Origin of the sequence: Micromonospora sp. NPDC049282 (assembly GCF_043197045.1) — a bacterium.
Taxonomy (GTDB): domain Bacteria; phylum Actinomycetota; class Actinomycetes; order Mycobacteriales; family Micromonosporaceae; genus Micromonospora.
The window spans coordinates 1-19,514 of the sequence record NZ_JBICSL010000007.1; the positions used below are offsets into that span (position 1 = coordinate 1).

Here is a 19,514-nt window from a genome sequence, read left to right on the forward strand (position 1 = left end):
TGAAACGCATGGTCAACCGCCACGTCCTCACCGAAGACGAACCCGGAGTATTCACCCTCACCCAGAAACGGACCTAACACTCCGAACCGCCCTCTGAGAGGAGCAGCAACGCGATGTCACACAGCAGTGGCCCCCGAATGACCAGCCTTGTCGCAGCCGCGGCTTTGGTGGTGGCGTCAGTCATCGCGGCCGCCCCGGCGGCTGCCGCGACCGACACGTGGCATTCGAGCGACGACGTCTATCACTACTTCAAGGTGCCGCAGTCGCAGGCCAGCAGCATCGTCGGCGGAACGCCGGCAACGCTCGAACTGGAGGCGAACATCGGCCCGAGCGGCACCTGGTCGGCGCTCGCGCTCGACCCGAGCGGCTCGGACTACGCCGCGAACGTCGGTCCGCTCGAGCCCGGGCTGTACTACTACCAGTACACCGCGACCATGCAGGACAGGTCGAAGGTGTCCTTCCGCCAGCCTGGCAGCCCGGTGGCGGTGACGTCGAAGCCAAACTGGAACACCTTCTTCGTGCCGGGTGAGTCGGTCGCGTGGATGGACGACATCGCTGCGGGCGGGACGGTGGAGGAACTGTCCTACCCGAGCGCAGCGGCGGCGGAGGGCCGCACCGCCTTGGTGTGGACGCCGCCCGGCTACGACTCCGCCCGGGCCGAGGCGTACCCGGTCCTGTACCTGCTGAGCAGCGAGGGTCAGACCGCTCGTGAGTGGCTTGAACTCGGCCGGGCGAAGCAGATCCTCGACAACCTGGTCGCAGGCGGGGACGCCAAGCCGATGGTGGTCGTAATGGCTGACGTCAATTCCGCCGACCCCCGCGCCGAGCTGCTCAACGCCATCGTCCCCGCAGCACGGGCCGGCTACAACATCTCGTCGAGGCCCAAGAGTCAGGCGCTGGCCGGTGTCGCCACGGGTGCCGATCAGGCGATTAGCATCCTCCGCAGCGATCCCGGCGCATTCGCCTACGTCGGCTCCTTCTCCGGCTCTGTCGACGGCCCGATCACCAGGGCGGAGGCCAAGGCGATCAACAAGGGCACCAAACTGCTCCGGGTATACGTCGGCAACACGCTCGATCCGTCCTACAACGACAACTACGACCTGCTGGTGGACCTGAAAAAGTCCGGAGTGAAGTTCGAGTTCGACGGCGTCAACCCCGACGACGGCGCCACCTGGGACGCGTGGCGGGAGAACCTGCGAGACTTCGCCGCTCGGCTCTTCGGACAGAAGGTCGTCCGCCACGGCGCCAGCAAGGGACACCGCGCGCTGACCCGGCCGTACGAGCCCCCTGGGGCCGGGTCGATCACGACCCCGCACATCGACCCGCACGGGATCGTCACGTTCGAGACCGGCACCCAGTGGGCTGGCGCCAAGGACGTCACGATCTGGGGCAACTGGGCTCCGAATGGCCAATGGTTCCGGATCCCGATGAACAAGCAGCCCGACGGCCGCTGGCGAATGACGATCGGACCGCTCGACGGCTACTACTACTACCGGTACGTGGTCGACGGCGTCGACATGAAGGACCCGGCCGACACCGTCAACACCCACGTGATGGAGTCGCAGCTTTTCGTGCCGGGTAAGTCCGATGCGATGCTGGCCGATGTCCCCGAAGGCAGGGGCGGCACGGTCTCGCTGATGACCTACGACGGAGGCCAGGGCGCAGAGCGCTACGCGTACGTCTGGACGCCGCCAGGCTACGATGCTGACCGCGAAGCTGCCTACCCCGTGCTGTACCTGTACCACGGCGGGGGCCAGAACTACGGCAGCTGGCTCGAAACCGGGCGTGCCAAGCAGATTCTCGACAACAGCTACCTCAACGGGACAATGGTGCCGATGGTTGTGGTCATGCCCGACCAGAACGGCGTCGACTTCTGGACCGACCTCAGCCGGCACGTGAGGCCAACCGCGGCGGAGAAGTACAACATCTCGACTGATCCGGATGAGCAGGCGCTCGCCGGTCTGTCGTGGGGAGCCATGAACACCCTCGGCGCCTGGCTCAGCCACCCGAGCGAGTTCGCCTACATCGGTGCCTTCTCGGGGGGCCTGCTCTCCTACCCCACCGTCGACGTCCAGGCGGTCAACGAAAGCACCAAGCTGGCAAGGCTGTACTCCGGTGACGTCGACTTCACGTACACGTTCACCCAGAACACGATGCAGTGGCTGACCTCCCAGGGCATCGAATACGAGTACGCCGGCACCTGGGTCGGACCGCATGGCTTCGACATCTGGATGGCGAATCTGATCGACTTCGTGCCGCGGATTTTCGCGCCCGAGTACCGGTTCGGCGGGGTGCGGCCACCGCTGGCCGGCGACGGCTCCGACATCGTCAAAGCCGGACACCCCGTGCCGGTCAAGTTCACCGTGACCGACGCAGACGGCGAGACGGTCACCGACGCGCGGCCGCGCCTCTACCTCGTGAAGAAGACCGACGGTGTGGCCGGCAACCGCGTTCCGGCCACACCTGTGCAGAAGAGGGCGGACAACACCGCACGCTACAGCGCCGCAAGAAACGAGTACATCTTCCACTGGGACACCACCGGGCTAGCCCCAGGTGCCTACGAGTTGCAGATCGACCCGGTCCGCGGCTCCGTTCACGCCATCGCCCTGACCATCAACTGACCTCGCGTCACGCGGCCGGCGCGCCCCGGATCGGGCGGGCCGGCCGCTGCGTCCTGGGGTTGTGAATGGTGCAGTCTTATACCCTGGCCGACGAATCGACGAGCGGCGGGAGGGGCTGTGGCACGCAAGACCAACAGGTCGGCGACGATGCGCGACGTCGCCCGACTCGCCGGGGTGTCGATCAAGACGGTGTCCAACATCCTCAACGGCTATCAGTACGTGCGTCCGGAAACCCGCGAGCGGGTGGACGACGCGATCCGTGAGCTGGGCTACCACGTGAATGTGTCGGCGCGGAACCTGAGCAGAGGCCGGACCGGGGCGATCGCTTTGGTGCTGCCGTCGCTGCGCGTTGTGTACTTCGCCGAACTTGCGGACGCCGTCATGCGAGAGGCATCCAGGCGAGGCCTGACCGTCTTCATCGAGCAGACCGACGCTGAGCGCGACCGCGAGTTGCGGGTACTGGACGGCAGCTACCGGTCACGCTTCGACGGCGTGCTGTACTCCCCGCTCGCGCTGGGCCAGAAAGACCTCCCGCTGTTCGACGTCGACTTCCCCCTCGTGCTCCTGGGCGAGCGGGTGTTCGATGGCGGCCTCGACCACGTCACGATGAGCAACGTCGAGGGAGCACGTGCGGCGACCGAGCACGTCCTGGGCCGGGGTGCGACCACGGTAGTTCCCCTGGGAGTTAAGGACGACCCATCGCCGAGCAGCGGAACGCTGCGGTTCCAGGGCTTCCGGGACGCCCTCCAGTCACGAGGGTTCGACGTCGACCCACGCGCGATCATCGGTGTACCCGACTATTTCCACTCCACCGGCGCCACGACGATCGCTCGCATCCTTGACAGCGGCGTCAAGCCCGACGCGGTCGTGGCGTTCGCCGACACACTCGCGCTGGGTGCGCTCGCCGCCTTTCAGGACCGCGGCCTACGGGTTCCCGAGGACGTCCTGCTGATCGGCTTCGACAACATCGACGAAGCGAACTACTCCCGACCTCCGCTGAGCACCATCGACCCCGGACGCGACGTGATCGCACACCAGGCAGTCGCCCTGCTGGAAGAGCGGATCCAACTCCAGTTCGACGGTGTGCCGCGAGAGGAACAGCCGGCGCCCCGGAGGATAGTCGTCGACTTCGAACTGATCCCGAGGCAGTCGACGCTGCGCTGAGGCCGTCCTGCCACACCGGTTGCGCAATTGCTACGGTGGCGCCCGTCGGCGTACTGCTGTGACTGGCACACCCCGGCGGTCGTCCGGTGGAGCCAGATCAACGAGCCGAACTTCACCGATGACTCCGAGAGTTTCGAGCAGGCCCTCCACTCGGCGATGAACGGCAACGACGGCACCCGGCCGATCAGCATCGACGCCTCGCCCGGCGGCGATTCGCCCGGCCGGTACCCGAACATGAACTACCCGAACTTCGCGGTGCTCTCGCACTACCTCGACGGCCGTTGTCCTGTCCAGCTGCGGACTGCGGACGGCGGGCCGCTGACCAGCGCTCCGAAAGGTAGGTCTGGACGATCGCTGCGGATACCGTCCAGACCTACCTTTCGGATTTTGGATTCAGCGTGCCTGAGGTCGATGTTTGAGTTCGGCGTCGAGATCGCTTGCGGCGGCGTCTGGCCATGCCATGCGGAGCTTGCGAGGGCTGCCGTTGAGCCGGGATGGGTCTGCGCCTGGCGGCGATACTGCTGCCGTTTCGACGTGGCGAGCTCCGCGGGCGCGGTAGAACTGTTGCGCCGCCGTGTTCTGCTCAAGGACCCACAGATACATTCCGGCGGCTCTCGCGTGTTCGATGACGGCTCGGGCGGCGTGCGCCAGGAGGGCGGTTCCGACGCCGGTCCGGTGGCGGTCGTTGGCAACGTGCAGGTTATCGACGAGGCTGCCCCATTGCTGGTCGTGATCGAACACGACGTGGATGAAGCCGACCAGCCGGTCGTTGTCCTCGGCCACCACGGTTTGGCAGTTGGTCGGGGTGGCCAAGCGGGCAGTCCAGACGGCGCGACGGTCGGCGGCGACGTCACCGTCGAGGAAGCAATCGGCGTAGGCGCCTCGGTAGTGTCGGCGCCAGCTTTCGGCGTGCAGCAGTGCGATCTGCCCAGCGACGTCAACGTCGGCGAGGTGCAGTCTCAGTGGACCACCCGGCCCGAGCTGTTCGGCTGCCGTGTGCTGGTGGGAGGAAGGGACAGCCGCCATATGGACCTCCTATTTCGCGGCTTGCTCGACATCGCTCGTGCCGAGCCTGGTCTTCACCCGGAGCACCCCGCCCGCGAACGGAGGGTTGCCGGCCAGCAAGCCGGGGCTCTGCGCTGGCGCTCATGACCTTGCAGGTGACCGTAGCACCACGGCCGACGTCGTTACTTCCCCGCTGCGGTCCTGCGCCGGGCCGGTGTGGACGGGCAACTTCGTGAGCTGCGAATCAGGCTTCGCGCTCACGGCCAAGCAAGGGACGGCCTTCCCTCGGTGCTGGAACTGAGGTGCGTGGCGGCCAAGGCACCGGGTTGACTGCGGCGCCCAGATAGTCGGATTTGACCGCAGGCGGTCCCGTGTAGTTGACGACTACGGGTTTCGTGCCGTCGGTAGTAGTAGCCGCAGGGTCAGGGCGGCGGAGAGTGGTCGCCTCGGCGCTGACGGCGACGGCGCCGATGAACATTTGGTCCATCCGGCTTGACCAGTCGCGGGCGAGGACGGAGCCGACGTGGCGGTGGTAGAGGATTGCGCGTCCGCCAGGGCGGTCGCGGGCGGACCAGCGGGCGCTGCGGGCGTGCCGGTCGAGGCTGTGCTGATGGGCTTTCGGCGCGCTCAGGAAGTGGGTCCAGGTCGGGCCGCCGCGACGAGGCGCCGGAACAGGCCGGTAGCGGCGCGAGATCCCGCGCCGCTACCGGCATAGCAACACTGAGGGCGTGACCAGGAACATCGGCCAGGGATCACGGCGTTGGCGGCGCGCACCGCGACCGCAGGGGCCGGGTCACGGGAATGGCTACGACACCCAGACGCTCTGCGGCCTGAAGCTACCCAGGTCCGACAGACTGGCGTTCGGCGCTACCTGGAACGGGTCGCCGAGGCAATCGTCGTTGGAGAACAGGGCCGCGCTGCGGCCGGCGGTGTTGATCGCCGAGCGTGCCCGGTTTCCCCAACCGCTGTCGTTCAGGCTGACACACATGCCTCCGGGGACCAACGACTTGACGGCGAACCGCGCACCGCCGAACGACGTCTGGTCGAACAGGCACAGCGTCGCGCTGAACGGACACGGGGCGGCGGCAGCGCTGTTCACCGGGCCGGCTGCCGCGGGTGCGGCGGTGCCGACGATGGCCGCCGTAGCGGCGCCGACGGCGAACAGTGCAGACCACCTGCGGCGTCGGGGGACAGTGGAGCCGGTCGAGCGGGACATGGCTTTCTCCTTGAGGGTGCGGCCGGTGGTCCTGGCCTGGGTGGGTCGTTCGCGGGTCGATGAGCGAACGGTGTTCGGACTTCGGAAAGTCAGGCGATCACGAAGAAGGACCGTCCCTTCGACCCCTGGAGGCGTTCGTCGCCGGCATCGGGGACACCGCCGACCCGGCGGTCCGGGCGCTGCTCTCCCGGGTCTGCGACTTGTCCGCGCTCGGCGTTCTCGAGGCCCACAAGGGGTGGTTCCTGGAGCACGGACGCTCACGCCGGCCCGCTCGAACGTGATAACCGCCGTGGTGAACGGTCTGCTCGAGGAGCTGCGCCCGCACATGCGGACGCTCGTGGCCGGTTTCGCCATCCCGGAGGAGTGGCTGCACTGCGCCATCCTGCGCGAGGAACCCCGCCGGCAGGAGACCATGGCAGCCCATGACGCCACCGGTGACCCGCAGGCAGTTCCGGCATCGGCACGACCACTGGCCACCGCAACGTCTGCCTTGTGGACGCCGGCCTCCGGGGCAGGGCGCATCACACCACACCCCCGGAGGCCGGCGCGCTGCCCGCGCCCGGACGGCTGACCCGCCGTTCGGGCAGACCGGACAACCCCCCGTATGTCAGGCGGTGAGGTGGACTGCCAGGTCGGGGTCCGGTGTCCTCGCCGCGCCCCGGCCGCGCAGGCAGCCCTCAGGACCGGCCGGGCGAACGGTCGCCCAGCGAACCCGCCAGGTGAGATCAGCCTTCGTGCACATGACAGACGGAGTCACAGACGCAGTTGCAGCCCTGACCGCCACAAGCCAGCGTGCAGCTCTTCGTGGTCAGCGATGGATCCACGAGGCTTACTCCCGGCGACATGGAGAGCGTGGTCAGCGTCAGCTCCGGCCGCTGCGGATCGATCTGGAACCCATTCAGGTCCAGCCCGGACAGATCCCGGACGACCGCCTCAAAGTCTTCCCGTACCTTCATTCTGGCCCCTTCGTGAGGTGGGTCCGCGTCCAATGTGAACCGCCGTTGTCGACTACGATCTGGGTGGCGGATCCGCCGCGCGGCTGCCTCAACCGTATTGATCACATGATCGGCCCAGCCAGGCAACGGACGGGTAAGATACCGGCATCGGCTCTCGCACCCCCGGCATCCTGCTCGATCAGCGGACCGGCGGCACGCGGTCCAGGGCGGCCGGCTCGCGCCACCATCGGTCGACCGACCCGGGCGTGAGGTAGCCCATCCGGACCAGGATCCGCCGGGCCGGATCAGCGAAGCCGCGTCGGCCGTGCATCACGCGCGTGTTGTTCACGATGACGACGTCTCCCGGCTGCCACGGCACCGGCACGGTGAGTTCCTCGGCGACCAACGCGACGGCGCTGAGCACCTCGACGGGGAACGGTGCGCCGTCGGCCATCCGCAGCTCCAGCCGCCGCCCGTGATCGGCGGCGCTGCTCCGGCGGCCGGTCTGGACGAGGACGGAATTGCAGAACGCCGGAAGATTGTCGAAGAGCGCCGGCGTGACGCACCGGGTCGACAGACGCACCCGCACGGTCCGTCCCACCGCATCGGCGGTCACCGACTCCCAGGGCATCAGAAACGGCGCGTATCCGGCGATCGCGGCGATCGCCGCCGCCGGGTCGTCCGCACCGCACATCTCCTGCCAACTACCGTCCGGCATGTCGAGTTGCCAGCGGATCTCGGCTCTGGTGACGAACTCCCGGATCGCCTGAGGCAGGGCCGCCAGGAGCTGGACGCCGTCACAGACCGTCGTCTCGCCGCCCTCGGCCGCAGGGCGTTCGCAGTAGAACATGAGCAGCGAGGGAGACCCGGGCACATATGACGCCTCGCGGTGCAGGGGGATCCCCTGCCGGCCCGTCGTCACGGTGGTCGTCGTCGCGTCACCGGCCACGAACTCCCGGGCTTCCGCCAACGCGGCGCCGTGCGAGCGTGGCCGCATCAGCGCGTCGCCGAGTGCGACGAACTCGGCGCGGGAGAAGCGGCCGGCCGGCCGCAGTAGCACCGCCCCGTGGTCGGCGACCCGCCCCAGCACCTGATCCGGCTCGCGAAGGTCGGTCACGATTTCCATCAGCCGTGCTCCTCGATATTCGGGGCGTCTGGTCGGGCGGCGTCGGCTCCGGGCGCGTACCGATCGATGACACCGACCTCCAGGGTCGGCCAGTACTGCCCACGTGACGGCCCGTTCGTCGGCACGCCGTCGCGGATCTCGGCCCTGGCGGGCGGGTGGTACAGGTGCAGCAGCGTGTCGGAGTACCGCTCCAGCGCGGCCCATAACCCGAGCCTGATCGCAAAGTCGTCGTCCTCGCCGCCCCACCCTTCGAAACGTTCGTCCAGGCCACCAACCCGGCGGAACAGTTCGGTACGCAGCCAGACACAGCCGCCGGAGGGGGACCGGAGCAAGAAGCCCCGCAGCGACTCCCGTTCGGCCGAGGGCGTCGCGTGCAGGCAGCGCCGCGCGATGGCGTGCCCGCTTGCTGCTGGATCAAGATAAAGGGCATCTCGGTACGGAAGCAGCGCACCGACTCCGGCGTGCAGAAACCGCGCGGCGTTGCGTGGCAGGAACTGGCGGTCCACGAGGATGTCTGCGTCCAGGACACAGACCAGGTCGCTCCGAACGGGGCTGTTGTGCACGCCGACGTTCACGGCCCACGCCTTGTTGAACGGGCCGTCCTTGTGCGCGAAGAGGTAGGTGTCCGCGAGCGGGCTCACCGCCTCGCGCCAACGAGGTTGGCTGTCCGACTCGACGACCGTCACGTGGTAGCGGTGCCGGGGCAGCGCCTGGTCGGCCAGCCCTCGCAGGCAGGCCAGCGCGTTGCGGAGCCGGACCGCCTCGGCGCGGCCGTCCCGGAACGGCACCACAACCAGCACGGTGGGCGGGCTCGGCGACCGGGCGGCGATCGGGTGGACCGGCGGGGCCGTGTCGTCCGGCTGCGCGGAGGCCGGCGGACGCGCGTCCTGTGGCGCCGGCAACAGCGCCTCCCAAGCCACCTCGCCACCGGTGTCCCGGTAGCGCCGTCCGACGTGGTAGCCGATTCGCGACATGCCCTCGGCCCGCCAGGCCGCCCGGAAGAGCGACCCGGCGCCGGCGTCGGCGTCGGGCCGGGCGGCCAGCCGGGTGAGCGCGTCGCGCAGGCGGAAGTACGTCCGCGCCGAGTCGGGCGCCTCGATCAGTTGCTCGGCCAGCGTCCGGGCTGGCCCACCGGCCAGGGCCCGGACCTCCGCCGTGACCTCGGCCCGCCACCGTTGCGCCTGGTCCCAGTAGGTCGGGCTGGCCGAGCGCGCCCGCGGGTCCGCCGCGACGACCAGGGTGTCCGCGACAGCGGCGGCCAGCCGGCCGGGATACCGGTGGCACAGGGCGCGGATGTCATCCCCGGTGCCCAGATTCTCGCCGGCAGATCTCATCGGATCCGCCAGACGGCCTCGGTCTGCAACGGCCCGGGGCAGCTCATCAAGCCTCGCGCGGTCACGCTCAACGGCGCGAGCTGCGACGCGTACGCCCAGACGGCGCGCCGCTTGACCGCCCACTCGGCACCGCTGAGCCGGACCCACCGCAGCACCGCCTCGGCCGGCGGATCGTCGAGCATCGCGATCGTCCGCAGCGCGTGCCGATCGCCCAGCACCCGCTCGCTGCCCTCGGCCCCCCAGTGCCACAGAGCGGCGGCGTACGGCAGATCGGCGTAGAGCTGGACACCGACCCGGGTACGCCCGGTCAGCCAGCGCAGCCCGTCGTTCCGTACCCGGACATGGTCCTGGTGGCCTCCGATGCCGGCGGGCAGCAGCACCGTCGTGCCGTCTGGGAGCCCGGCCAGCACCGCGCGCAGTTCGTCGAGACCCCCCCCACCTCCGCCGTACGCGCCGTCCACGCCGGTCAGGTGCAGCGCCGTCGCGCCCAGCACGGCGCAGGCGATCCGGTCCTCCTCGGCCCGGACCCGGGCCGCACCCGAGGCGTCGTCGAAGCCGCAGTACCGGTCCCAGTCACTCACCGATCGCGCCTGGTCCGGCGACCCGGCGAAAACCGTCGCGACGACGGTGGGCCGACCCAACCTGGTGAGCAGTCCGGTGGTGGAGAGCATGGCGTCATCGAGATGAGGCGACACCACGAGCACGCCGTCGGGACCGAGCAGGTCGGTCAGGGCGACGATGTCGGCCGGGCCGAGTACGCGGGAGGTCATGGCGCACCTCCGGGTCCGGTGCCAGGGCCGAGTCTGATGTCGACCACGCCGCCCAGCGGTGCGCCCCGCCCCACCACGATGTGCATCAGGTCGTGGTGGTCGGCGGGCACGCCGAGCAACCGCGCCGCCGGCTCCTTGCGGTATCCGAAGGACGGCCGGCATGCCAGCCCGGTCGCGGACGCCGCGAGGGCGGCCTGCTGCACCGCGATGCCAGCCATCATGCCCTGGATGCGGTACCAGACGTCGCCGACCGCGTCGAGACCGGCGCCGAGGTCGCCGTAGAGGAAGATGCTCGCCGCGGCCGGCCGGAGACTGCTGCTCTCCCCTTCCACCCGGACCGCGCCGATCGATTCGCGGATGTCGCCGCGACGATCGCCGGAGACGAGACGGTGGGCGTACGGGTCGTATGCGTAGATGCCTGGCTCGACATCTTCGACCCGTTCCACCGCGCAGTACGCACTGAGATGTCCGCACCGCCCGGCGGTGCCGCCCAGGTCGCTGTCGTATCCGGTGAACAGATGCCACAGCAGGGTGCCGAACTCGGCCTGGGACAGCGGCGCCGGGATGAGCCGTACGGCGGACCGCCGGACCGCGACGCCCTGCCGGAGGTCCACCGGGAGCGGCCCGGGCAAGGGGACGACCGATGGCAGGGTGACCCCGGACGCCATCGGGACGACCGACGGCGGGGTGGCCTCGGACGGCACCCGGGCGTTCCCGGCGGCGGGCCGGCTCACCCTGTGCAGCCGCAGCACCGCCGGATGCGCGAGCCGGAGCAGGTCGCGGTCGGCTGCCAGGCCGGTCGACCGGGTGACGGCCGGCGGCGGACAGCCGGCCACCGCCGGTACGGCGGCGACCTCGGCCTCGACCAGCGCATAGCTCGATTCGAGCTCGGGATCGAGGCCGAATGCCGTGTCCAGCAGGTCGCTGTCGAAGGTGAACCGGACCGCCGCCGGGACCGGAGCAGGGATTGCCCTCAGTACCATCCCGAGCAGTACGCCGCTGTCGATGACACCGAGCCGGTAGCCGAAGCTGCCGTACTTCGCGCTGTTCTTCCACAGCCGGCAGGAGATCAGGAACACCACGCCAGCGGGCTCGTGGCCGAGGGCCGACCCGAGCAGGCCGCGCGGATCACCGGTGGCCAGGATCTCCAGCAGGTGATGTGTCGCGTCGTAGTGGTACAGCCCGCCGGGCAGCGAGTCGTCTCCGGCGACCGCCGCGTACAGCTCGGTCGGGTGGAAGCCGCCGCCGGACGGCACCGCTCGGGCGACGCCGCTGACCGGTGGATATCCCTGGCCCCCAGCGACGGGCCGACCGTCCAGCACGGCGCAGGACCGGCCCGTGAAGTAGTGGTAGCGGGTGGGCGCGTAGGACGCGGCGACCGAGGCGACCACCGACATGGAGTCGGGATCGCCCCCGCGCGGCCCTGGCACGGTTGCGGGCCAGGGCAACTCGACGACGGCGCCGTCCGGATGCTGCTTGTGCCGCCGGTCGCGGGCGAGCCCGGAGGTGCCGGTGCGTGGCAGCGTGACGTAGGCGCGGGCGGCGGCACCGCGCACCGGCACGCCGCCGTCCCGGCCGTCCACCGCCCCGGTCCCGTCCTGCACCCGGAGCCCCAGGAGGTCATCGGGCATGGGAGGCACCGTTGAGATCGAGTACGGCGCCGCTGCACCACTCGGCAGCGGGCGAGGCCAGGTAGTGCACCGCATCGGCGATCTCCGTCGGCCGTCCGACCCGGTCGAACGGGCTGCGGGAACGCATGACCGGGCCCGCCGGCGAGTCGAGGACGTCGCGGGTCATGTCCGTCTCCACCCATCCTGGGGCCACCGCCGCCACTGCTATCCCCCGGAGACCCAGCGCCACCGCCATCGACTGGGTGAACGAGTTCAACCCCGCCTTGCTTGCCGCGTACGCGGACGCGGACCACTCACCCCGGAACGCGCTCACCGACGTGACGTTGACGATCCGGCCACCCACCGGCAGGTGCCGTACGGCCGCCCAGGTCACGTTGACCGGCCCCAGCAGGTTGACGTCGAGCGTCTCCCGCCAGGCATGTCGCCAGTCGTGATAGCCGGTCTCGTGGATCGGATGGGGACCGAAGACGCCGGCATTGTTCACCAGCACAGCGAGACCGCCCAGCGCGTCGGCCGCCTCGTCCACCATGCGCAGCGTCGCGTCGGCGTCGCGCAGGTCGGCCTCGACCAACACGTGCCCGGCACCCGGCAGGTCGGCGCGGAGCTTCGCGGCCCGTCCGTCGGTACCGCTGTGGTGGACGGCCACCCGGTCACCGGCGGCGGCGAACCTGCGCGCGATGGCCGCACCGATGCCCCGCGACGCCCCGGTGACCAGCACCGGACGGCCGGACCTCGCATCGTGGCCATTTCCTGGATCGTGAACATGCTCATGGGAACGGGTGTGGATGGGGATTCACCTCCTCGTCGGGCAGCGGCTCGGCGCGGTGCCCGAGCCGCACCGGTGCGGTGCGCAGCCGGGGCAGTGTCTCGGCACGCCGGTGCCGGTGCCCGAAGGTCATCGGAAAGGTGCCGGGGATGACGACCTTCGCCGCGTGCAGACCAGCGGAGCGAAGCTCCGTCGGGGTGGTGTCCACCCCGACGACGTCGAGGCCCGACCGCAGGTAGCGGTCGACCAGGTGGCGGAGGTCGTCGGTCAGGTCGGAGCTGGGGACGTACCGCTCAGCCGGCGGGAACGCCTCCGCGACACTGCGGATCTCGGCATCGCGGTAGAGGAACTCGAACCGTGGCCATGCCTCGGGGAGGGCGTAGAGCAGGGCGTGGTCCTCCATCGACTCCACCAGGTCAGGGGCGGCGAGCATCGCGTGCGCCCGCTCGACCGCCTCCGGGGTATGAAGCTGACGCCGCATGAAACCGATGCCGTTGACGGCCTCGAACAGCGCGGAGCGGAGCGCCGCCTCAGGGTCGAGGCCCGCCCCCGCCCCGCAGTAGACCATCGGATGCTCCGGGTGGCCGTCCTCGTTCACCAGCATCACCCACCACGCAGGGACACCCTCCGGCATGGTGGTGTCGAAGACGTGCACGGCCAGGCCGACCCGCTCCATCCGGTCCACCAGCAGCCGTACGGTCACGTCGGTGGCGGTACGTGGGTCGACCCGGGGTGCCGGCAGCCGGGCGTACCAGGTCGCCAGGAACGCGTCCCGTTCGGCGATTTCGAAGATGCCGTGCAGCACCGCCTCTTCCAGGCTGCCACCCAGCGCGCACCCGTTGGAGCACTCGAACGCGAATCGCCGTTCCCCGTGGACTCCGTAGTAGGCGTAGGACTCGGGCAGCAGCACCGGCGCCCGGCGCTCGAACGAGTACCCGTACACCCAGTTCATCGGCGTGTCCGGGGTGTAGTCGACGTAGCCGTTTCGTTCCGGCGGCGGCCAGGTCGGCAGGCCGAGCGAGACCGGGTCGACCGCGGTGCCGGGGGCGAGATCCGAGAAACTGGACCGCGTGACCGTGCGCTTTCCGCCGGGTTGCAGACCGGCTCGCCGTTCCAGCCCTTCCAGGATCGACACCGTTACGCTCGTCGTCCGGTTCAGGGTGCGCCCGTAGCCGGCGGTGTCGGCATCACACACCGGGCTGACCCGGGCCGCGCTCACCGGCGTCTCGCCGCCGAGATGCAGCTCGACGCCGGCCACCAGGCCCGTGCGTTCGTCGACGAAGCGGTCGAGCAACTCGGCGTCACAGATCGGCCCGACCCGGAACCCGAGGGGGTCGGCTTTCGGGTTCGGCCGGGTGGGGAACACCACCGCCGTCGCAGTGTCCTCGGGTAGACCGCCGCAGGTCGGGCACGTGGCCACCGGCAGGAAGCGGTGCCGACTTGTTCTCAACGACGCGGTGGCGACCCGTAGCAGTGTCCGTCGACTGCGTGGCTGGTCGGCGGCGGGCACCGCTAGCGTGCCCACCTCGTCTGCGACGAGCGCGCCGACCCCGGCCAGCACCCAGGACGGGAGCCCGGGCCGGCGAAGTTGGTCGCGGGCCGACGAGACTTTCCGCGCCGTCGCCGTGGCAGCCCTCCGTGCTCCGTCAGCCCGCTGCCGTACGCACTCCAGACAGCCCGGCTCACCCGGTACGACCAGTGGGCCGATCTCGACGGCGTCCGCGACGACCCGGACGGCGAGCAGTGGCGGACCTTGGCGCGCCGCGCGATGGTTGAGGTCCGGGTCGGCGAGGTCAACTCCGACGGCCACCTGGACGGTCACGTCCGCGGTCTGGTGTTCGTCGCGGTCCGGCACCGACCGGCGCAGCGCGGCGCGGATCTCGGCCGCGAGGGCGCCCGAGCCGGTGACCAGCACGGGACCGGCGAACCGACCGGTCAGCACGGGGTCTCTTCGAGGGGTGCAAGGTCGGCTGCGACGAGGTAGGGCACCAGGCGGGTCAGCGCCGGGTCGACATCGATCCTGGCGACGGTGGCCCGCCATCCCCGCTCGGCGAGGTAGGCCACCAGGTCCGGCAGCGCCCGCGCCCAGACGGCGTCGCCTTCGCCGGCCGGGTCGAGATCTGGCGGGATGTCGGCGGCGGCGGCGTTGACGCCCTGAAGGCGGAGCACGGCGGTCTCCAGGGCGGTGCGCGACGCCACCGGCTCGATCAGCGCGGATGCGCTGGCCAGAAGCTTCCCTCGGCGCAAGACGCCGACCGTGCTCACCCTGGACGCCGACGACAGGTCGACGGTGGCCAGCGAGTTGTCGAGCAACAGCGCCGCAGATGCGAGCGGAAGGGCAGTCGACGCCACGAGCGGGATCGCTGTCCGCAGCGGCGGATCGGCGGACATCGGCCGCTCGGGAGAGGCTACGGTGAGCTGGTGGCAATGCCGCAGCAACGCCCGGCCGACCGCCTCCGGCCAGCTCGACCCGGCACCGACGGCGACCCGCGTGCCGGCTCCACCGGCCGCGGGCCTACCCGCCGCGACGGACGGATGCGCCGCGAGCCGATCCGTGGCCAATTCGCAGGCGAGCACGACCGCCCTCCGCCGCGCATCCTCGTCGGTGTCGGCAGCGCCGACGACCCGGATCGGGCCGGCACCCGCCGCGCAGGCGTCGGCGAAGGTCGCCTCGACCACCCGGAGCGGCAACTGCGGGTACGAGCCCTCGGTGAGCCCGAGCAACGGGCCGAGGCGATCGTCGGCCACCTCGACCACGGCCTGGGACAACGCCTCGGAGCCCGGGGTGTCGCGGTGCCCGGCAGCGGCGTCGAGCGGCGCGGTCCACACCGGAGGCACGAGCCGGTGGCTCGGGCACAGCGGGTGCGGCAGAAACCGATGCACGTCCGACTCGGCCGTCCGCAGGTCCAACCGGACCAGCTCGGCGCGCTCCCCGTCCAGCCCCGTCCCGGTAGCGGTGCGGAAGTGGCCGAACGCCGTCATCGCGGCGATCAGGCCGATCAGTGGCCGCGACAGGTAACGCTCCGCCGGCGCATCCGGCCGGTCGACGAGCTGATGCGCCGACCAGGTGGCGTCGGCGGCGTCCATCGACCCGAGCATGCGTAGCCAACCGCACTCCCAGCACTCCCGGACCGGGTCAGGGCCGATCGGGCCGATCCACGCCGTGCCTGCGGTGACGACCGCATGCAGTACCGGAACTTTTGCCAGCCCGGCGGCCCGGCTGACCAGCGCCGCCCGGCCGAGCATCGGCGAGGAGGCACAGTGGATCACGCCGTCGTACCCGGACAACGCCTCCGGTGCCGGTGCCCCTGCGGCGGACCAGAGGCTCGCGTCGACCACGTCGACCCCGCGCGTCGGGTCCTGGGCCAGCGTCTCGCGCAGCGCCGCCTCCACCTCGGCGGCACCGGCTGGATCGCTCACCGCGACGCTGACTGTCCGCAGCCCGATCCGCCAGAGCGTGTCCAGTACGGCGACCAGCAGGGGACCCTCGCCGACAACCAGGACCCGCCCGGCCCGGAACCGCTCGAAACGGTGGGCACCGGACCCGTCGTCCACCTCCACGAAGGCGATCTCTTCGGCGTACCGTTCCAGCTCGGGCGGGGTGAGCTGGTGCGGCAGGTCCAAGTCGACGTCCCGCACCATGCCCCCTGCGGAGAGCGCCTCGATCAGGGTGACCACCGCGGTGCGCGCCGGGCCGGGCAGCGGTTCGGTGAGCGAGGCCAGGGTGCGTTCGCCGTCCAGGTACGGTGCGATCCGGTCCAGCAGATGGAAGGTCACCTCACCCGGCAGCAGCAGCTGCCCGGTCGCCGTCTCCAGGTAGACGCCGTCCTCGACCGCGACGTAGACGCAGTCCTCCCGCAACTTGGGCCTCACTTGCCGTCCTTCCTGCCACTCGACGGAATCCGCTCGATCATTTCCGGATCGACGCCGCCGGTCGATCCGCTCACGCCGCTGCCAACTCGTCGAGCTGGTAGAGGGCGGCGTCGATCGCGCCCAGCCCGATCTCCAGCTCCTCGTCGCTGATCCGCAGCGGCGGCGCGATCGTGATGGTGTTCGGCGCGTAGCTCAGCAGGAGGACCCCCCTGCGCGCGCATTCGCCGACGACGAAACCCGCGGGCTGGAACCCGCCGACCGGATCGAGGCCGGGACTGCGCCACCTGTCCTCCGGCACCCACCGCCGCCCGGTTTCCGGGTCACGGACCAGTTCGATCCCCCAGACCAGCCCTCGGCCGCCGACGCTGGCGGCGGACGGGTGCCGGGCGACCATGTCGGCCAGCCGGTCCCGGACGACGTCGCCGAGGGACGCGACGCGGGCGATGACGTTTTCCTCGATCATGATGTCCAAGGTCGCTGCGACGGCGGCCATCGCGAGCGGATGCCCGGCGAATGTCGAGCTGTGGCCCCAGAAGCCAGTGGCGAAGTAGTCCGCGATCTCCCGGCTCACCACGCAGGCGCCGACTGGTACGGCCGAGCTGCCCAACCCCTTTGCCGCGGTCATGATGTCGGGCTGCACGTCGTGGTGCTGGAACGCCCACCACCGTCCGGTCCGGCCCATTCCGGAGATCGCCTCGTCGTCGATCCACAACACCCCGAGCCGTCGGGTGAGGTCGCGGATCTGCCGCACATACTCGTCGGGCACCAGGAAGGCACCGGCCCCGTGCCAGATCTCCGTGATGAACGCGGCGACTCGGTCCACTCCGGCCGATCTGATGACCCGCTCGGTCGCATTGACGCACGCCAGCGTTCCATCGGCGTCCTTGCATCCTGGGTAGGTCCGGCCGAGCGGGCAGGAGACGCAGATCGGTGCCGGCGCCGAGGGCTGCGGATGGCTGCCGGGCACCGGGCGGCTGGCGCCACCCTCCGGCGTGAAGCCGTTGCGCAGCATGCCGACGCCCGTCACGGCGGCGGCACCAGCGGTCCAGCCATGGTACGCAAGGTCGCGGGTGACGATCAGCGGACGGTTCTGGAAGAGCCGCGCGATCATGATCGCCATTTCGGTCGCCTCCGATCCCGACGAGACGAAGCGCACCGCACCGGCCCACGGGGATCCGGCCATGGTCTCCTCGACGATCAGCCGTGCCACCCGATCCTTCTCCTCGGACGGAAAGAAGTCGGCAACGTAGTCCAACCGGTCGATGGCATCGTGCAGCGCAGCCGTCAGTTTCGGGTGGCGGTGACCGATTCCGATGCACATGTGCTGTCCGTGGAAGTCGAGCAACCGTCCGCCGTCGGCCAACCACAGCCAGGAGCCCTCGGCGCCGACGACCGGCACCTGGGGCAGAAATCGTCGCGGCGCGGTCGACAACACATGGTCGCGACTCCGAACGGACTCGCTCACCGCTCCACCCTGGCCTCGCTCGATCCATCACGGGTCCGGGTGCACCGGTGACTCGAGATCGACAAGCAGTGGCCTGACACGGGGCTGCTCACGCCGCCGCCCGTACCGTGATGACGCAGTCGAGACCCCGGTATTCCACCGACGTGTCCAGGTGCTGCGACAGCATCCGTACGACGTACTCGACGTCGTCCACGCCGGGGACATCCGCCGGCAGCCGCGCGTCGGAGGAGTGGACGAGCACGCTCGTGCCGGCGATCCGTAGCGACTCGCCCAGGTACCGGCTGAGGTCGTGCACCCCGAGCCAGCGCCAGAGGTTGACGTTGACGACGGTGTCGAAGGCCCGGTCCGGGTAGCTCGTGGCGAAGCCCAGCAGGTGCGAGTTGGTCGGGGAACCAGGCCGTCCGAGGTCGAACGTCTCCGCGTGATCCGACAGATCGAGCTCCTCGGTGCCGAGACCGATCACCAGAATCCGCGGTGAGGGATGCGGTGGCGCGGAACGGTCGATATCGGCGGCGAGATCGTCCAGGCCGGACCGTCGCCAGGCTCGGGCGGCCCGCCACGCCGGATCCCGCCCGGTCGCGGCGAAGCTCGCCCGGTACCGCCGGATCCGGTCGGCCGCCTGCGCCGGCTGGACGAGCCCGGTGAACTCCCACTCGTAGCAGGGGTACTTCTGTTTGGCCACCGCCATGTTCGCGTAGTAGTCCTGGAACATCCCGATGTTGGGTCGGTAGTGCGGCAGGTGGTAGCAGGTGGCCAGGTCGTCGTAGCGGAACGCGGCCGAGCGGCGTCCCAGTTCCAGGTAGACCCGGTAGAACAGCTCCAGGTCCTCGAATCCCCACCTGGTGCCGAACGCCTCGTCGAACATTCCGGCGGACACCACCACGTCCCGCGGGACCGAGACGTTGTTGGTGTAGGCGAACAGCCAGGGGGTCTGCATCAGTTCCGCAATCCGCTCCGGCGGCGTCGGCTCGGGGAACCGCATGTCTGCACTCTCCGCCGGCAGGGTCGCCAGGTCCATCGCACCGGCCCGCAGGATCCGGTCGAGGACCGGCCAGTCGATCTCCCAGCGCTTCCCGATCAGCACCTGCGGCGTCTCGGCGGTCCGGTGGAACTCGTAGTGTCGGGCCAGCAGGTCCGGGTCCGCGAACGAGTCACTGTCCAGGAAGACGACCACCCGCCCATGTGCGGCCGCTACGCCCTGATTGCGGGCTGCGGCGCGTCCGACGTGCTCCGGCAGGCCGAGGTATCGGAAACCCCGGGCGGCGATCGCCTTGACGACCTGATCGTCGACCGCGCCGCCGTCACCCACCACGATCACCTCGAACAGTCCGGCGTCCAGGCGTTGCCGGGTCAGCGAATCGAGGGTGAGGGCAAGGCACTGCGAGTCGTGGAAGGTGGGGATCACGACGCTCAGGAACGGACAGTCGGACGTGGGCTCGTCGACCTCCTGGCTGGAAGGCATCTATCTCCTATTCCTGGACGCATGCGCCGCCTCGGTTCGGTCCGCGCGGGAGGCCGGCGCGGCCAACACCCAGCGCGGCGTGGTTGATCGATTCGGTCAACGGTAGGAATCCGGGTCGGCGGGGGACCAGGCACCAGACAGGTAAA

14 protein-coding genes, 1 pseudogene and 1 riboswitch are annotated in these 19,514 nt (G+C 70.2%); of the genes and pseudogenes, 3 read left to right on the forward strand and 12 right to left on the reverse strand.

Annotation, left to right across the window (positions count from 1 at the left end; all coding sequences use genetic code 11):
• The first annotated feature begins 137 nt into the window (after positions 1–137).
• Both ACGFI2_RS14120 and ACGFI2_RS14125 read left to right on the forward strand, forming a co-directional pair.
• Positions 138–2,621: an alpha/beta hydrolase-fold protein gene (locus tag ACGFI2_RS14120; protein WP_393515861.1), complete on the forward strand. Its 2,484-nt coding sequence runs from the start codon at positions 138–140 to the stop codon at positions 2,619–2,621.
• 117 nt (positions 2,622–2,738) lie between these two features.
• A complete protein-coding gene (locus ACGFI2_RS14125) occupies positions 2,739–3,785 on the forward strand; it encodes a LacI family DNA-binding transcriptional regulator (protein WP_393515864.1) in 1,047 nt (348 codons plus the stop codon).
• A gap of 393 nt (positions 3,786–4,178) precedes the next feature.
• On the opposite strand, the gene ACGFI2_RS14130 is transcribed toward ACGFI2_RS14125, so the two are convergent.
• Both ACGFI2_RS14130 and ACGFI2_RS14135 read right to left on the reverse strand, forming a co-directional pair.
• Positions 4,179–4,811, reverse strand: coding sequence for a GNAT family N-acetyltransferase (locus ACGFI2_RS14130; protein WP_393515866.1), 633 nt, complete (start codon positions 4,809–4,811; stop codon positions 4,179–4,181).
• A 12-nt stretch (positions 4,812–4,823) separates the two neighbouring features.
• A riboswitch (SAM riboswitch) is annotated at positions 4,824–4,939 on the reverse strand.
• A 656-nt stretch (positions 4,940–5,595) separates the two neighbouring features.
• Positions 5,596–6,006, reverse strand: a complete 411-nt coding sequence (locus ACGFI2_RS14135; protein WP_393515868.1) for a peptidase inhibitor family I36 protein — start codon at positions 6,004–6,006, stop codon at positions 5,596–5,598.
• A gap of 125 nt (positions 6,007–6,131) precedes the next feature.
• On the opposite strand from ACGFI2_RS14135, the pseudogene ACGFI2_RS14140 reads away from it, so the two are divergent.
• Positions 6,132–6,463 (forward strand): annotated as a pseudogene (locus ACGFI2_RS14140) (acyl-CoA dehydrogenase); the annotation flags it as partial.
• Between the two features lie 268 nt (positions 6,464–6,731).
• On the opposite strand, the gene ACGFI2_RS14145 reads toward ACGFI2_RS14140, so the two are convergent.
• The 10 genes from ACGFI2_RS14145 to ACGFI2_RS14190 all read right to left on the reverse strand — a co-directional run bounded on the left by ACGFI2_RS14145 (position 6,732) and on the right by ACGFI2_RS14190 (position 19,368).
• A complete protein-coding gene (locus ACGFI2_RS14145; protein ID WP_393515870.1) occupies positions 6,732–6,962 on the reverse strand; it encodes a hypothetical protein in 231 nt (76 codons plus the stop codon).
• Between the two features lie 178 nt (positions 6,963–7,140).
• On the reverse strand, positions 7,141–8,067 hold the full coding sequence (locus ACGFI2_RS14150) for a TauD/TfdA family dioxygenase (RefSeq protein WP_393515872.1): 927 nt from the start codon (positions 8,065–8,067) through the stop codon (positions 7,141–7,143).
• Entirely contained in the window at positions 8,067–9,401 is a 1,335-nt protein-coding gene (locus tag ACGFI2_RS14155) for a glycosyltransferase (RefSeq protein ID WP_393515874.1), read from the reverse strand. Before ACGFI2_RS14155 ends, ACGFI2_RS14150 begins: the two co-directional genes overlap by 1 nt.
• On the reverse strand, positions 9,398–10,171 hold the full coding sequence (locus ACGFI2_RS14160; RefSeq protein ID WP_393515877.1) for a PIG-L family deacetylase: 774 nt from the start codon (positions 10,169–10,171) through the stop codon (positions 9,398–9,400). The genes ACGFI2_RS14155 and ACGFI2_RS14160 overlap by 4 nt, the downstream gene beginning before the upstream one ends.
• Positions 10,168–11,802 (reverse strand): hypothetical protein, encoded by a 1,635-nt coding sequence (locus ACGFI2_RS14165; RefSeq protein WP_393515880.1) that lies wholly within the window; start codon positions 11,800–11,802, stop codon positions 10,168–10,170. Before ACGFI2_RS14165 ends, ACGFI2_RS14160 begins: the two co-directional genes overlap by 4 nt.
• Positions 11,792–12,520 carry an SDR family NAD(P)-dependent oxidoreductase gene (locus tag ACGFI2_RS14170; protein ID WP_393515883.1) on the reverse strand — a complete coding sequence of 243 codons (729 nt, stop codon included), beginning with the start codon at positions 12,518–12,520 and terminating at the stop codon, positions 11,792–11,794. The genes ACGFI2_RS14165 and ACGFI2_RS14170 overlap by 11 nt, the downstream gene beginning before the upstream one ends.
• Before the next feature lie 49 nt (positions 12,521–12,569).
• Positions 12,570–14,510, reverse strand: a complete 1,941-nt coding sequence (locus ACGFI2_RS14175; RefSeq protein ID WP_393515886.1) for a TOMM precursor leader peptide-binding protein — start codon at positions 14,508–14,510, stop codon at positions 12,570–12,572.
• Positions 14,504–16,441 (reverse strand): TOMM precursor leader peptide-binding protein, encoded by a 1,938-nt coding sequence (locus ACGFI2_RS14180; RefSeq protein WP_393515889.1) that lies wholly within the window; start codon positions 16,439–16,441, stop codon positions 14,504–14,506. The genes ACGFI2_RS14175 and ACGFI2_RS14180 overlap by 7 nt, the downstream gene beginning before the upstream one ends.
• A 70-nt stretch (positions 16,442–16,511) precedes the next feature.
• Positions 16,512–17,906, reverse strand: coding sequence for an aspartate aminotransferase family protein (locus tag ACGFI2_RS14185; protein WP_393515892.1), 1,395 nt, complete (start codon positions 17,904–17,906; stop codon positions 16,512–16,514).
• 88 nt (positions 17,907–17,994) lie between these two features.
• Positions 17,995–19,368, reverse strand: coding sequence for a glycosyltransferase family 2 protein (locus tag ACGFI2_RS14190; RefSeq protein WP_393515895.1), 1,374 nt, complete (start codon positions 19,366–19,368; stop codon positions 17,995–17,997).
• Positions 19,369–19,514 lie beyond the last annotated feature (146 nt).

Coding starts and splice junctions, on each gene's coding strand:
- ACGFI2_RS14190 (WP_393515895.1), bottom strand. CDS start 19,368: ATGCCTTCCAGCCAGGAGGTCGACGAGCCCACGTCCGACTGTCCGTTC.
- ACGFI2_RS14160 (WP_393515877.1), bottom strand. CDS start 10,171: ATGACCTCCCGCGTACTCGGCCCGGCCGACATCGTCGCCCTGACCGAC.
- ACGFI2_RS14155 (WP_393515874.1), bottom strand. CDS start 9,401: ATGAGATCTGCCGGCGAGAATCTGGGCACCGGGGATGACATCCGCGCC.
- ACGFI2_RS14165 (WP_393515880.1), bottom strand. CDS start 11,802: ATGCCCGATGACCTCCTGGGGCTCCGGGTGCAGGACGGGACCGGGGCG.
- ACGFI2_RS14145 (WP_393515870.1), bottom strand. CDS start 6,962: ATGAAGGTACGGGAAGACTTTGAGGCGGTCGTCCGGGATCTGTCCGGG.
- ACGFI2_RS14130 (WP_393515866.1), bottom strand. CDS start 4,811: ATGGCGGCTGTCCCTTCCTCCCACCAGCACACGGCAGCCGAACAGCTC.
- ACGFI2_RS14150 (WP_393515872.1), bottom strand. CDS start 8,067: ATGGAAATCGTGACCGACCTTCGCGAGCCGGATCAGGTGCTGGGGCGG.
- ACGFI2_RS14135 (WP_393515868.1), bottom strand. CDS start 6,006: ATGTCCCGCTCGACCGGCTCCACTGTCCCCCGACGCCGCAGGTGGTCT.
- ACGFI2_RS14120 (WP_393515861.1), top strand. CDS start 138: ATGACCAGCCTTGTCGCAGCCGCGGCTTTGGTGGTGGCGTCAGTCATC.